We start from the raw sequence: 13,705 nt of genomic DNA, 5'->3' as shown, positions 1-13,705 counted from the left end.
GATGAGCACGACAACCGCCCCCGCCGCAGCCGCCCCCACACCGCCACGCCGACGCTGGCTGCGCCGGCTGGGCATCGCGTTGCTGTTGACCCTGGCCCTGCTCGCCCTGCTCGCCCTGGCGGCCGGCTGGCTGCTGGGCACCGGCGCCGGCCTGCGTTTTGCGCTGGCGCGGGTCGAGGCGGCCAGTGCGGGTGCGCTGCAGGTACGGCAGGCGCGGGGCCGGCTGATCGGTCCGCTGGATCTGGCCGGCATCCGCTACGACGACGACGGCGAGGGCACCGTGGCCAGGGTGGCCACGCTGCACCTGGACCTGCGCTTCTGGCCGCTGCTGACCGGGCGCGTGCACGTGATCGTGCTCGATGCCGACGGGGTCGAGGTGACGCTGCCGCCCCCCGCGCCGGCCAACGGCACCGCTTCCGGCCGCCTCTCGCTCGAGCCGCCGATCGGCTTGATCCTCGACCGGGTGCGGGTGGGAACGCTCAAGGTCAGCCGGGCGGGCGAGCCGCTGTTCGCCTCCAACCAGCTCGAGCTGGCCGGCAGCTGGACCCGGCAGGGGATCGAATTGCGCCAGCTCACCCTGCAGGCACCCGACGGCCATGTCGGTCTGGCGGGCAAGCTGGCGGTCGGGCGGAACTACCGGGGCGACGGCAAGGCCAGCTTCGCCTGGAAGGTCGGCGATACCGAATACGCCGGCGACCTGCTGGCGCACGGCGACGGCCAACGGGCGCATCTCGAGGTCCGGCTCAGCGCCCCGACCGTGGCGCAGCTGCAACTGGATCTGGACCAGGGCAGCGATCTTGCCTGGACGGCCCGGCTCGATGCACCGCGTTTCGATCCCCGACCGCTGCTCGGTGGCGGCTCGCTCAAGGCGTTGGCGCTGGCGCTGCAAGGCCATGGGGATCGCCACGGCGGCATGCTCGACGGCAGGATCGATCTGAACGACTACCGGTTGCTGCTGCAACCGCTGCGCGCGCAATTCAGTCATGACTACACCACGCTGGACCTGCAGCGGGTCAGCCTCGGCTCGCCACAGGTCAAGGGCCAGCTGGAGGCCAGCGGCACCGTGCAGCTGGCGGCGCGGCCGCTCAGCGGTGAGCTGGCCATCCGCTGGAACGATCTGCTGCTGCCGGCGGCCCTGGCCGGCCAGGAGCTGGCCAGCCACGGCGCACTCACCGCCAGCGGCAGCGTGGGAAAATATCACGCCGAGGGCGACCTCGAAGTCGGCCCGCCAGGCAGGCCGACCCGGCTGGCGCTGAATCTCGATGGCAATGCACGACTGATCACCCTGCACACGCTGGCGCTGAAACAGGCGCAGGGTGGCTTGCAGGCGAACGGCACGCTGAGCCTGCAGCCGATCGTGGCGTGGCAGGCCGAGGTCAGCGCGAACCGGTTCGATCCGGGCCAGATATTTGCCGGCTGGAATGGCGCGCTGGATGCCGACATCGTCAGTCGCGGCAGCCTGCCCGCCGCGGGCCCGGATGCCACGCTGGAGATCCGTCGCCTCACCGGCAAGCTGCGCGAACGCGCGGTCAGCGGCGGCGGCAAGCTGCATCTGTCGCCGAGCCAGGTCGTCGATGGCCGGCTGCGGCTGGCCTCCGGCGACAGCACGCTGCAGCTGGATGCACGACCGGGCAACAGCAATGATGCGGAACTGCAGCTGGTGGTCGCTTCGCTGGGCGACTGGCTGCCGAATGCCGGCGGCCGTCTGGACGGCCATTTCGCGATCCGCGGCAGGCAACCGAAACTCAGCATCAATGGCCAGCTGCATGGGCAGGCGCTGAGCTGGCAGCAACAGCGTGCGGAAAACCTGCGCCTGATCGTCGGCGTCCCCGACCTCACGCGACCGGCCGGCAAGCTGGATCTGCAGGCGAGTGGCCTGATCCTGCAGGGTCTCACGTTCCAGCGTCTGCACCTGCTGGCCGAGGGTAGCCAGGGCGATCACGTGCTGCAGGTGGAGGCGCATGGCACCCAGCTTTCCGGCCAGCTGGCCCTGCACGGCGCGCGCCAGGGATCGAGCTGGAACGGCACGCTTTCCAGGCTCGACCTGCAGCCCCAGGGCATGCCCGGCTGGCACCTGCTGCAGCCTTCCCGACTGAGCTACGACGAAGGGGCGATGAGCCTGTCCGAGCTGTGCCTGGGCGCCGGCGATCCGCGACTGTGCGTGGCGGCCAAACGCGACCGACCCGGCAATCTCGACGCCAGCTATCGGCTGAACAAACTGCCGCTGGCGCTGCTGCTGAATGCGGCCGGCGAAGCCGATCTGCCGATCCGCGCCGATGGCCTGTTGCAGGGCAGCGGCGAGATCTGGCGCAGCGCCGGTGGCACCCTCGGTGGCCACGCGTCGATCGGTTCCGCCCGGGGCAGCATCAGCTACGCCGACCGTACCGACGCGCCGCTGCTGCACTACACGCAGCTGCAGCTGAACGCCGAATTCGGCGCCACAAGCCAGCGCATCGACGTGCACAGCGGCCTGGATGACGGTGGCCGCATCGATGGCCGGGTCACTCTCAGCGGGGCGCAGCAGACGCTGGCCGGCCGGCTCGACCTGCACCTGAACAACCTCGCCTTCATCGAGCTGCTGAGCAGCGACGTGGCCAGCGTCAAGGGGCACGCCGACGGCCATTTCCTGGTGGCCGGCACGCTGCAGCAACCGGCGCTCAGCGGCCAGGCCACGCTCGACGGCCTGAGCGCCGAAGTGCCGGCGGCCGGACTCAAGCTCAGCCAGGGCCGGCTGCGGGTCGGCAGCACCGATGCGCGGCAATTCCAGATCGAGGGCAGCGTGATGTCCGGCCACGGCACGCTGGCCGTCAGCGGTCACGCCGGCCTCGGCGCCACCGCGCAGACGGCGATCACGCTCAAGGGCAGCCGCTTCACCGCCGCCGACATCCCCGCCGCCAGACTGGTGGTCTCGCCGGACCTGACCCTGCAGCAGGACGCTACCGGCATCCGTATCGGCGGCAGCCTGGGCATCGACAGTGCCGACGTGAATGCCGACAAGCTGCCCGGTGCCGGCGCCACCCAGGCCTCGCCCGACGTGGTGGTGATCGACGAGAAACAACAGCAGCAGGCGGTCCGCAAGCTGCCGATCAGCGCGCTGGTCAAGGTGGATCTGGGCAGCAAGACGCACATCGTCGGGATGGGGCTCGATGGCCGCGTGACCGGCGTGCTGACGGTGCGCGAACAACCCGGCCGCGCCACCACCGGGCAGGGCCAGATCGCGGTCGACGGCACCTATCGCGCGTATGGCCAGAAACTTGACATCCAGCGCGGCCAGCTGCTGTTCGCCAGCACCCCGATCGACAATCCGGGGCTGAACATCCGCGCCGTGCGCAAGCTCAATCCGAACGCCACCATCGACGCCGGCCAGCAGGTGGGCCTGTACGTCACCGGCACCGCGCAGCGGCCGATTCTCACCGTGTTCTCCAATCCGGCGATGGAGCAATCCGACGCCCTGTCCTACCTGATCACCGGCAAGCCACTGTCCGAGGTTCGGGGTGGTGAAGGCAACATGGTCACTGCGGCCGCCCAGGCACTGGGTTCGGCCGGCGGCAACCTGCTGGCCAGGAGCGTCGGCTCTCGCCTCGGCATCGACGACATCGGCGTCGCCAGCAACGCCGCGCTGGGCGGCGGCTCCGCGTTCACGGTCGGCAAATACCTGTCGCCGCGGCTGTACCTCAGCTACGGCGTCGGCCTGTTCGAACCGGGCGAGGTGATCACCCTGCGCTACCGACTCAGCAAGCGCTGGAACTTCGAGGCGCAGCAGGCCACCGAGTTCAGCCGCGCCAGCCTGAACTATCGCCTGGAGCGATGAGCAGCTCAGCTGCCATGAGCCTTCAGGTACATCGAACCGGCGAAGCCCAGCTTCACCTGCCTGGAAGTCTCGTCGGACAGCACTTCGGTATCGCCCGCCTCGATGCCGGCGATGACGGCAGCGGCGATATCTTCCGGCCGTGACTTCGGGCTGTCGACGTCCTTCACCATGTCGGTATCGATGTAGCCCGCATGCACGCCGACCACCTGGGTACCCTGCCCGCGCAGTTCGTTGCGCAGGCCGTTGCTGAGCGCCCACGCGGCCGCCTTGGTCACCGAATACGCACCCGAGCCCGGCAGGCTCACCCAGCTCAGTGCCGACAGCATGTTGACCAGCGCGCCACCACCGTTTTTCGCGAGTACCGGCGCAAACGCCTGGCTGACCGCCAGCATGCCGTAGAGATTCGTCTCCATCGCCGTACGCAGGGCGTCCGTGCCGTTCGTGCCGAGCAGGGGCTCGCTCGCAATCACGCCGGCATTGTTGACGACCAGATCGACATCGGCGCATTGCGCCGCGGCCGCCGCGATATCGGCCGGGTCGTTCACATCGAGCTTCACCGGCACCACGCCTGCGAGCGTCACCGTCGACGGATCCCGCGCGCCGGCGTAGACCTTCCTGGCACCGGCGGCCAGCAACGCCCTGGCATAAGCCAGGCCGAGTCCGCGATTGGCACCCGTGACGAGTGCGGTACTGCCTTGGATTTTCATGAGAAGTCACCTGATTCGAATGGAGAGAGAGAAGCCGGGCGCCGCGCCATCACGGGTTGTGCCCGACCACGCGATGCGGCGCATTGCGCATCGGGGGAAACAGCGGGGCCGTCAGCGCGAGGCCTCGCGTACGGGCTCGCCGGTCAGTCGCACCGTGACCGTGCTCGACAGGCCGGGGCGCAACCGCGCCAGCGCGGCCTGACCGGGGTCGAAGCGGATGCGTACCGGCACCCGCTGCACGATCTTGGTGAAGTTGCCGGTGCCCGGCTCGAACGGCAGCAACGAAAATTGCGAGCCGGAGCCGGGCGCGAAGCTCTCCAGCCGACCCGTGAGCGTCCGGCCCGGCAAGGCATCGACCTCGACATCGGCGCGCTGGCCGACCAGCATCCGCGCAGTCTGGGTTTCCTTGAAGTTGGCGACGACGTACAGCGCGTCCAGCGGCACCACGGTCAGCAAGCGGCTGCCCGGCTGCACGTAGTCGCCCGGCTCGACCTGCCGGTCGCCGACCACGCCGTCGATCGGCGCACGCACGATCGTGTTCGCCTGATCCTGATGGGCCAGATCGAGGGCCGCCCTGGCGCTGGCCACCGACGCCTCGGCCTGGGCCAGATTGGCCTGCAGGCTCAGCCGCCTGGCGCGCGTCACCGATGCGGCATCCCGACTCACCGCAAACTCGGCGCGACTGTGCTGCGCATTCGCCTGTGCGGTCACCGCCGCCGTGCGGAAGTGCTCGGCCGCGCTGCGCGCCACCGCGCCGCTGGCGATCAACGCGTCGTAGCGGCGGCGATCGGCCTCGGCCTGGTGCTGTTCGGCATCGGAGGAGAGGATCGACGTTCGCGCCGCACGCACGTTCGACGCGGCGAGTTGTTCTTCCGCATCCAGTGCCACCAGCCCCGCCTGCGCCGCTGCTACCGAGGCCCGGGCGTTCTGCAGTGTCGCGGCGGCGGCGGCCACCCTGGCATCGAATTCCTCCGGGTCGATGCGCACCAGCGGGTCGCCGCGATGCACGGCCTGGTCGTGCATCACCAGCACCGCGGCCACCAGGCCACGCACTTTCGGCGCGACCACCGAGCTGTCGGCCTGCAGATAGGCATTGTCGGTGGACACGCTGCGCGCGGGCGAAGCGATGTACAGCGCGCCGGCCAGTGCGATCACGACTGCCGCGGCGGCGACCACCAGCGGCCGCCGTGACAGCGGCAGACGCCGCGGCGGCGCCACGTCGGAAACAACCGGGGGGACAGTACCGTCAGCGCTCATTTCTGCATCACCAGCAAGGTGGAGGTGGCCGAGGCGTAGAGCTTGCCCTCGGCATCGACGAGACGGGCTTCGGCAAACGCCACGCGGCGGCCGATCGAGAGCACGCGGCCTTCGGCCCGCACGCGACCGCTCTGCGCGGTCAGTGGCTTGTGGAAGGCCACCTTCAGCTCGAGGGTCGTATAGGCCTGGTCCGCCGAAAGCGCGGAATGCACGGCGCAACCGCAGGCCGAGTCGAGCAAGGTGGCGAACCAGCCGCCATGCACCATGCCCATCGGATTGAAGGTATGCGGGCCCGGTTCGCCGGCGAATACGGCCACGCCGTCGCCCACCTCGACCAGGTCGAAATCCAGCGCATCGCCGATGCCCGGGCGCCGGCCAGCGGCCATGAACGCTTCCAGTTGCGCACGACCGTCCAGACCGGCGCCGAGGTCACTGACCATGCTCATGCCCTGGACTCCAGGCCGAGACGCCGGATCAGCTGCGCCCTGGAGGCGGCCAGGATCGCGTCCGAGCGCGCGCGATCGGGCTCGATCCGGGCCAGCGACAGCGCACCGACCAGTTCGGCCACCATCGAACGTCCCTCGTCTTGTGCATCGGCATGGCCGAGCAAGGCGAGCTTCTCGCCCAGGCTGCTGGCCAGGTATTCCACCCCGGCGGCGAATTCCTCGCGCGACGGTGCCGTCAGCCGCGGCAGGTCCGAGGCCAGTGCCGCGATCGGGCAGCCGCCACCGCGCGCATCGCGATGTTTCGCCGACAGATAGAACGCGATGTAGGCGAGCAGGCCTTCGGCCGGAGTGCGCCCTTCGAGTTCACGCACCATGCGGGTACGCGACTCGTCGAACATGGTGCCGATGGCCGCGGCGATCAGCTCGTCCTTGGATTTGAAGTGGGCATAGAAACCACCATGGGTCAGCCCCGCCTCGGCCATCACGCCGGCCACGCCCACGCGCTCGGGGCCGTCGGCGCGGATGGCCCGGGCGGCCACCTGCAGCACCTTGGCGCGGGTCTTCTGCTTGTGCTCGGTGTCGTAACGCATGGACTTTCGCCTCGCTTTATATGATGATCATCATACTTAAAATTTCCGCCGATGCAAGAGGCTCGCGTGAACGCCGTCGTCGCCACTTTCCGAAACACCCCCATCGCGCCCGCCGAGCTGCCGCTGGCGCGCAAATACCTGATCTTCGGCATCATGGCGTTCGGCCAGTTCATGGCGCTGATCGACATCCAGATCGTGGCCGCCTCGCTCAACGACGTGCAGGCCGGCCTGTCGGCCGGGCCGGACGAGATCAGCTGGGTGCAGACCGGCTACCTGATGGCCGAACTGGTGATGATCCCGTTCGCCGCGTTCCTGGCCCAGGCGCTGTCGACGCGCTGGCTGTTCGCGCTGTCGGCCGGACTGTTCACCCTGGCCAGCGCGCTGTGCGGCCTGGCCTGGGACATCCACTCGATGACCGCGTTCCGGGTCATCCAGGGCTTCGTCGGCGGCGCGATGGTGCCGACCGTGTTCGCCACCGGTTTCGCCCTGTTCACCGGCAAGCAGCGCGCGATGATCCCCGCCATCCTCGGCATGATCTCGGTACTGGCGCCCACCCTCGGCCCGACCGTGGGCGGCTGGCTCACCGACGCGGTCGGCTGGCGCTCGATCTTCTACATCAACATCGTGCCGGGCATCGCGGTGACCGTGCTGTCCGCCCTGTTCGTGAAAGTGGACGCGCCGAACCTGTCCATGCTGAAACGCATCGACTACGTGCATCTGGGTGCGATGGCGGTATTCCTGGGTGGCCTCGAGTTCGTGCTGGAGGAAGGCCCGCGGCACGAATGGTTCGGCGACCCGACCATCGTCACCGCCGCCTGGCTGTCGTTCGTGGGCTTTGCGCTGTTCCTCGAGCGCTCGTTCCGCTCGAGCATGCCGGTGGTCAGGCTGTCGCCGTTCCGCAAGGCGACGTTCGCGTTCGCCTGCCTGTTCAGTCTGGTGATCGGCTTCGGGCTGTATTCCGCCACTTACCTGATTCCGGTCTTCCTCGGCCGCGTGCGCGACTACAACAGCCTGCAGATCGGCACCACGGTATTCGTCACCGGCATCGCGCAGATCGCCAGCGTGGTGGTCGCCGCGCGACTGTCGCAGAAGATCGACCCGCGCTGGATGATCGCCGCCGGCCTGCCGCTGTTCGCCGCCAGCCTGTGGCTGGCCTCGACCATGACACCCGAATGGGGCTTTGCCGCGCTGCTGGCGCCGCAGATGCTGCGCGGCTTCGCGATCATGCTGTGCATCGTGCCCAGCGTGACCATGGCGCTGGGCGGCTTCGCCCAGGCCGAGCTGCGATATGCCTCCGGCCTGTTCAACCTGATGCGCAACCTCGGCGGCGCGATCGGCATCGCGGTGGTCAATACCTGGCTGCAGGACCAGACCCGCATCCACGCCGCGCGACTCGGCGAAAGCCTGGGCGAGGCCGGACGCTCGGCACCGGACACGGTGGCGGCGCTGGCGGCACGCATCGGCACCTTCACCAGCGACTCGACGCATGCCTTGCTGATGGCACAGGCTGAAATCGCCCACGTGGTGGCGCGCAACGCGCTGACACTCGCGTTCAACGACGTGTTCCGGCTGATGGCCTGGCTGTTCCTCGCGGCGTTGGTGCTGGTGCCGTTCTGCCGGCCACCGGCCCATGTCGCCCCGGACGCCGCGGCGGCACACTGAGGCGCTTGTCGCCCGCAGCGCTCGCTACCCGGTCGCCAGCCTTCTAGAATGCGCAGTCTGCGGCACACCTTGCCGCCTCGCCCCTGGAACCCATGCGCCTTTACCTGCAAACCGCGCCCGGCAGTGCCGACGCCCCACGCTACGTCCAGATCACGCTGGAGCAGGATCTGCTCGGCGGCTGGACGCTGTACCGCGAGTCGGGCACGCAGGGCGGCCGCGCCACGATGAAGCGCGAGCAGTTTCTCGAGCGCGACGAGGCGATCGCCGCGTTCGAGAAGGCCCGCGACGTCCAGCTCAAGCGTGGCTTCCGGGTGATGTTCGCGCAGGGACAGGAAGGCCCGTACGGCCGCTGACACCCACCCCACCAGTTGATGACCATGCCCGATGTGTTGAAGAACGACCGCTTCCTGCGCGCGCTGCGTCGCGAGCCCACCGACACCACGCCGATCTGGGTGATGCGCCAGGCCGGCCGCTACCTGCCCGAGTACCGCGCCACGCGCGAACGCGCCGGCAGCTTCATGGGCCTGGCGCAGAACCCCGAATACGCCTGCGAAGTAACCCTGCAGCCGCTGGAGCGGTTCGAGCTCGACGCGGCAATCCTGTTCTCCGACATCCTCACCATTCCCGATGCGATGGGCCTCGGCCTCAGCTTCGCCGCCGGCGAAGGCCCGCAGTTCGCACGGCCGGTGCGCAGCGCGGCCGACGTCGCCCACCTGGCCGTCCCCGACATGGACGGCGAGTTGCGCTACGTGATGGACGCGGTGCGGCTGATTCGCCAGGAACTGCATGGCCGCGTGCCACTGATCGGCTTCTCCGGCAGCCCGTGGACGCTGGCCTGCTACATGGTCGAAGGCCACGGCTCGAAGGACTTCGCCACGCTCAAGACGATGTGCTGGAATGAGCCGAAACTCGCCCACCAGCTGCTCGACACGCTGGCCGAGGCGGTCGCCGCCTACCTGATCGCCCAGGCCGCTGCCGGTGCGCAGGCGCTGATGGTGTTCGATACCTGGGGCGGCCTGCTCGGCCCTGCCCCGTTCCGCGAATTCTCGCTGCGCTACATGGCGCAGATCGTCGCCGTGCTGAAGGCCGACCCGGTCTCGCGCGAGCTGCCGGTGATCCTGTTCTCCAAGGGTGCCGGGGCGCACCTGGCCGCGCTGGCCGATACCGGCTGCGCCGGCCTGGGAGTGGACTGGACGATGGATCTGGCCGACGCCCGCCGCCTGGTCGGCGACCGCGTCGCGCTGCAGGGCAACCTCGATCCGGCGATCCTGCGCGCCAGCCCCGAGGTAATCCGGCGCGAGGCGCGTGTCGTGCTGGACAGCTACGGCAACCATCCGGGCCATGTGTTCAACCTCGGCCACGGCATCACCCCGGAAGTCGATCCCGGGCACGTGCGGGTGCTGGTCGACGAGGTCCACGCCTATGGCCGCACGCTGCGCGGCGGCTGATCACTTTCCTCCCTGCATGGAGTTGTGCCGATGGCATGGCTGTTCACCAAATACCTGATCACCGCTGCCGTGGTGGTGATCGTGTCCGAAGTCGCCAAGCGCAGCGACCGTCTCGGCGGCCTGATCGCCGCGCTGCCACTGGTCACCGTGCTGGCGCTGATCTGGCTGTACGTGGAACGTCAGTCGGAAACCAAGATCGCCAACCATGCCTGGTACACCTTCTGGTACGTGGTGCCGACGCTGCCGATGTTCCTGGCCTTCCCGGTGCTGCTGCCGCGCCTCGGGTTCTGGCCAACCCTGGCCGCCTGCGTGGTCATCACGCTGGTCTGTTTCGGCTTGTTTGCGCTGCTGGTGCGTCGCTTCGGCATCAACCTGCTGTAACCGCCGGCTTGCCGCAAGCGGCCGCAGCTCAGGGCGTACCGGCGAACGCGTGATCGAGCCAGTCGTGCATCAGCCGGTAGCTGCGCGCCGCGGCGGCGGCGTCGTAGCGGCAGCCGGGCGACTGCTCGTCGACCTCGGTGAAGCAATGCACCGCATGACCGATCACCACGAACTGCCAGTCGGCCGGGCTGCCGCGCATTTCGTCCATGAACTTGTCCGCATCAGGCATGGTGCCCTTGTCGTCAGCGCCGTTCATCGCCAGCACGCGTGCCTTGATCTGCTTCGCCAGCGCCGGATCGTCGGTGCCCAGGCCGCCATGGAAAGACACCACCGCCGCGATGTCGGCACCGCTGCGCGCCAGGTCCAGCACGGCCGAGCCGCCGAAACAGAAACCGATCGCGGCCAGCCTGGTCAGGTCGATCGGCGCGCTGCCGGCCTGCGCCTTCAGTTGCTCGAGTGCCATGTCGATCCGCTTGCGCATCAGCGCGCGGTCGCCGTACAGCGGCTTCACCGCGGCCTGCGCCTGTGCCGCGTTGCCCTGCTGCGGGCGCACGCTGGCGCCGTACATGTCGGTGAGCAGGATCACGTAGTCGCTGCCGGCGATCATCTCGGCCTTCTTCACCGCCGCATCGTTGATGCCGTACCAGTTCGGCACCATCACCAGGCCCGGGCGTTTCGCCGCGCCCGCATCGTCGTAGACCAGCACGCTGTGGAAACGCGTACCGTCCAGGTTCCATTCGACCGGTCGATGCACCATCTTCGCCTGCGCGGCGAGGCTTGATCCGGCCAGCAACAGCAGACAGCAGAGTCGGGCGATGCGCATGACAGCTTCCTCCAGCGTGGGGAGTGGTTGATCGCCGACGGACCCGAGAGGGAAACTCAAAGTCCGCCAGCGTGTTCCGAAAGACGCCGCTTCAGCGGGGTGAGGCGATCGAGCAGGCGCACGCCCAGCCCACGCGCCGCGACCAGCGCCGGCGACTGCCAGGCGTAGATGCGCGCCAGGGCGTCGAAACCCAGCGCATCCAGCGTGTCGGCGCTGCGCCGACGACGCGCGTAGCGGCGCAGCACGTGCGCGGCGCCGATATCGCGCCCGGCGGTGCGCGCAGCCAGCAGCGTATCGCGCAACTCGACCACGTCGCGCAGGCCCAGATTCACGCCCTGTCCGGCCAGCGGATGCACCGCATGCGCGGCGTCGCCCAGCAACACGAACCGATCGGCCTGGTAGCGTTCGGCCAGCTGCAGCTTCAATGGAAAGGCGGCGCGCGGCGTGGTCGAGGTGATCCGCCCCAGCCGGAAGTCGCTGGCCAGGCCCAGCTCCTCGAGGAACGCCCGGTCGTCCAGCGCCAGCACGCGCTGCGCCTCGGCTTCGGGCAGGGACCACACCAGCGAACTGCGCCCGTCGGCCAGCGGCAGCAGGGCCAGCGGCCCGCTCGGCAGGAAGCGCTGCCATGCGGTGTTCTGGTGCGGCCGCTCGGTGCCCACGTGCGCCACCACCGCGCGCTGCGCATAGTCGCGACCGCGGGTACCGATGCCGGCCAGCCGGCGCAGCGGCGAGGCCGCGCCGTCGGCAGCCACCAGCAGCAGCGCGGACAGCGTCTCGCCATCGGCCAGCTGCAACTGGATGCGATCCTCGTTCGCCTCGAATCCGGTGACCTCGGCCGGACACAGCCGGCGCACGCCGGCCGCATCCAGTGCCTGCCACAGGGTCCACTGCACCAGGCTGTTCTCGACGATATGGCCGAGCCCGTCGCGTCCCTCGTCGGCCGCATCGAAATCGATCGCCGCGCCGCTCTCGGCATCCCATACATGCATATGCGCGTAGGGCCCGCTACGGGCCTCGCGAATGGCCGTCCAGACACCCAGATCATTCAGCAGGGCCAGCGACGACGGTGCCAGGCCGACCACGCGAAGATCGACTTCGGCAGCGGCATCCCACGGTGCCGGTGCGCGTGCCTCCAGCAAGGCCGTACTGAACCCGGCCCGGGCCAGCGCCAGCGCGGTGGCGGCGCCAACCATGCCGCCACCGACTACGGCCACGTCCAGCGCCGGCGCGCGGCGACGCCTTGAAACATCGGCTGCGGATGCGCTCATGGCAAGCGCTCCAGTACCGCCAGCGGTGGATCGCCGCGGAAACCCATGCCCCGCCGGGCCAGCGCCCGTTGCAGCGGCGGTACCCGGTCGCAGGCCAGCAGGGCCAGCGATCGCAGCGGCGCCAGCAGCGGTTGCGGCAGACAGGCCAGTTGCACCAGGCCATGGCTCATCGCCATGGTGCCTTCGCGATCCGGTGCACGACGGGCCGCGTAGCGCTGCAGCAGATCGGCCGCACCGGGATCGGCCGCGCCCGCCACCATTTCGGCCAGGGTCAGCGCATCGCGCAGGCCCAGGTTGAAACCCTGCGCACCGATCGGATGCACGGTCTGCGCCGCGTTGCCGACCAGTACCGCACGCGGCGCCACCAGCGCGCTGGCGGCAACGCGCCGGATCGCATACGGATGACGCTTGCCGGGCCGGCTGAGCCGACCCAGCCGCCAGCCGAGACGGCGCTGCGCCAGTTCGATGAAAGCCGCATCGTCGAGCGCGGCCACCCCGTCCGCCGCCTCCGCCGCCACGGTGAGTACCAGTCCGCAGCGACGTTCAGCCAGCGGCAGCAGCGCGATCGGCCCGCCGTCGGCAAAGCGTTCCCAGGCACGGTTCGCGTGATCGCGTTCGGGTGTGATCGTGCAGACGAACAGCGTCTGCCGGTAGTCGTGGCGCTCGGCCTCGATGCCGAGTCGGGCACGCACGAACGATTCGGTGCCGTCGGCGCCGACCAGCAGCGGCGTATCGATGCAACGGCTGCCGTCGGCACTGTCGATCCGGGCACGCCAGCCGCCAGCCAGCGGCTCCAGCCCGGCCAGGGTGGCGGGCGCGAGCCGGGTCAGCCGGGTGCATTCGTCGAGCCGGCGCAGCAGCGCCACGCCCAGCTCGCGCGCCGGCAGGGTCCAGCCCAGCGCATCGACCCCGTGTTTGTCCGCATCGATGCGCGCACTGCCGAATTCGCCGGCACGACTCACATGGATGTGCCGGATCGGCGTGGCGCCGGCACGGGCATGGCGCCACACGCCGATCGCCTCGAGCCCGTTGACGGTGGCCCGCGCCAGCGCCAGGTTGCGTTCGTCATAGCTGGGCTGTGCGTCGGCCCGCGGCGCGGCCGTTTCGACCAGGGTGGCGGCGATGCCGGCTGCATCCAGCGCGATCGCCAGGCTGGCGCCGACCAGGCCGCCACCGATGATCAGCACGCCGGAGTCGTTCGTGGCGGGGGATGTCGGGACATTCATGCGCCGATGATACGCGCTGAGGCCGCGTGGGTCGCTACGCATTGGGCTAGACTATTGGACTATTCAGACGCCTACACGGAGCACCA

At 69.5% G+C, this 13,705-nt stretch carries 12 protein-coding genes; 5 read left to right on the top strand and 7 right to left on the bottom strand.

The features are described from left to right. Position 1: 1 nt before the first annotated feature. Positions 2-3,811: a translocation/assembly module TamB domain-containing protein gene (locus ACFPPA_RS02815; RefSeq protein ID WP_377317062.1), complete on the top strand. Its 3,810-nt coding sequence runs from the start codon at positions 2-4 to the stop codon at positions 3,809-3,811. Between the two features lie 5 nt (positions 3,812-3,816). On the opposite strand, the gene ACFPPA_RS02810 is transcribed toward ACFPPA_RS02815, so the two are convergent. The 4 genes from ACFPPA_RS02810 to ACFPPA_RS02795 all read right to left on the bottom strand — a co-directional run bounded on the left by ACFPPA_RS02810 (position 3,817) and on the right by ACFPPA_RS02795 (position 6,811). Next, complete coding sequence (locus ACFPPA_RS02810; RefSeq protein ID WP_377317060.1) at positions 3,817-4,518, bottom strand: SDR family oxidoreductase; 702 nt, start codon at positions 4,516-4,518, stop codon at positions 3,817-3,819. Positions 4,519-4,629: 111 nt separating this feature from the next. Beyond that, entirely contained in the window at positions 4,630-5,775 is a 1,146-nt protein-coding gene (locus ACFPPA_RS02805) for an HlyD family secretion protein (RefSeq protein ID WP_377317058.1), read from the bottom strand. Continuing rightward, positions 5,772-6,221: a PaaI family thioesterase gene (locus ACFPPA_RS02800; protein ID WP_377317056.1), complete on the bottom strand. Its 450-nt coding sequence runs from the start codon at positions 6,219-6,221 to the stop codon at positions 5,772-5,774. The genes ACFPPA_RS02805 and ACFPPA_RS02800 overlap by 4 nt, the downstream gene beginning before the upstream one ends. Next, positions 6,218-6,811: a TetR/AcrR family transcriptional regulator gene (locus ACFPPA_RS02795; RefSeq protein ID WP_377317054.1), complete on the bottom strand. Its 594-nt coding sequence runs from the start codon at positions 6,809-6,811 to the stop codon at positions 6,218-6,220. Before ACFPPA_RS02795 ends, ACFPPA_RS02800 begins: the two co-directional genes overlap by 4 nt. 66 nt (positions 6,812-6,877) lie before the next feature. Here ACFPPA_RS02795 and ACFPPA_RS02790 point away from each other — a divergent pair, with 66 nt between their 5' ends. The 4 genes from ACFPPA_RS02790 (at position 6,878) to ACFPPA_RS02775 (ending at position 10,302) form a co-directional block, all read left to right on the top strand. Next, positions 6,878-8,473, top strand: a complete 1,596-nt coding sequence (locus ACFPPA_RS02790; protein WP_377317052.1) for a DHA2 family efflux MFS transporter permease subunit — start codon at positions 6,878-6,880, stop codon at positions 8,471-8,473. 92 nt (positions 8,474-8,565) lie between these two features. Then, entirely contained in the window at positions 8,566-8,826 is a 261-nt protein-coding gene (locus ACFPPA_RS02785) for a hypothetical protein (RefSeq protein ID WP_377317050.1), read from the top strand. A 24-nt stretch (positions 8,827-8,850) separates the two neighbouring features. Then, positions 8,851-9,921 carry a uroporphyrinogen decarboxylase gene (gene hemE / locus ACFPPA_RS02780; RefSeq protein WP_377317048.1) on the top strand — a complete coding sequence of 357 codons (1,071 nt, stop codon included), beginning with the start codon at positions 8,851-8,853 and terminating at the stop codon, positions 9,919-9,921. A gap of 30 nt (positions 9,922-9,951) precedes the next feature. Next, the gene (locus ACFPPA_RS02775) at positions 9,952-10,302 is read left to right on the top strand and encodes a DUF3147 family protein (RefSeq protein WP_377317046.1); all 351 of its coding nucleotides are present in this window, start codon (positions 9,952-9,954) and stop codon (positions 10,300-10,302) included. A gap of 28 nt (positions 10,303-10,330) precedes the next feature. Here the strand turns inward: ACFPPA_RS02775 and ACFPPA_RS02770 are convergent, their stop codons facing one another. The 3 genes from ACFPPA_RS02770 to ubiH are packed head-to-tail and all read right to left on the bottom strand — an operon-like array spanning position 10,331 to position 13,619. Then, positions 10,331-11,125 carry a dienelactone hydrolase family protein gene (locus ACFPPA_RS02770; RefSeq protein ID WP_377317044.1) on the bottom strand — a complete coding sequence of 265 codons (795 nt, stop codon included), beginning with the start codon at positions 11,123-11,125 and terminating at the stop codon, positions 10,331-10,333. Positions 11,126-11,181: 56 nt separating this feature from the next. Next, entirely contained in the window at positions 11,182-12,393 is a 1,212-nt protein-coding gene (locus ACFPPA_RS02765; protein ID WP_377317042.1) for a UbiH/UbiF/VisC/COQ6 family ubiquinone biosynthesis hydroxylase, read from the bottom strand. Continuing rightward, on the bottom strand, positions 12,390-13,619 hold the full coding sequence (gene ubiH / locus ACFPPA_RS02760) for a 2-octaprenyl-6-methoxyphenyl hydroxylase (protein ID WP_377317040.1): 1,230 nt from the start codon (positions 13,617-13,619) through the stop codon (positions 12,390-12,392). The genes ACFPPA_RS02765 and ubiH overlap by 4 nt, the downstream gene beginning before the upstream one ends. Positions 13,620-13,705 lie beyond the last annotated feature (86 nt).

The sequence above is a fragment of the Rhodanobacter ginsengisoli genome (genome assembly GCF_042657065.1).
GTDB lineage: Bacteria > Pseudomonadota > Gammaproteobacteria > Xanthomonadales > Rhodanobacteraceae > Rhodanobacter > Rhodanobacter ginsengisoli.
This window is presented reverse-complemented; position numbering and strand designations above follow the sequence as displayed.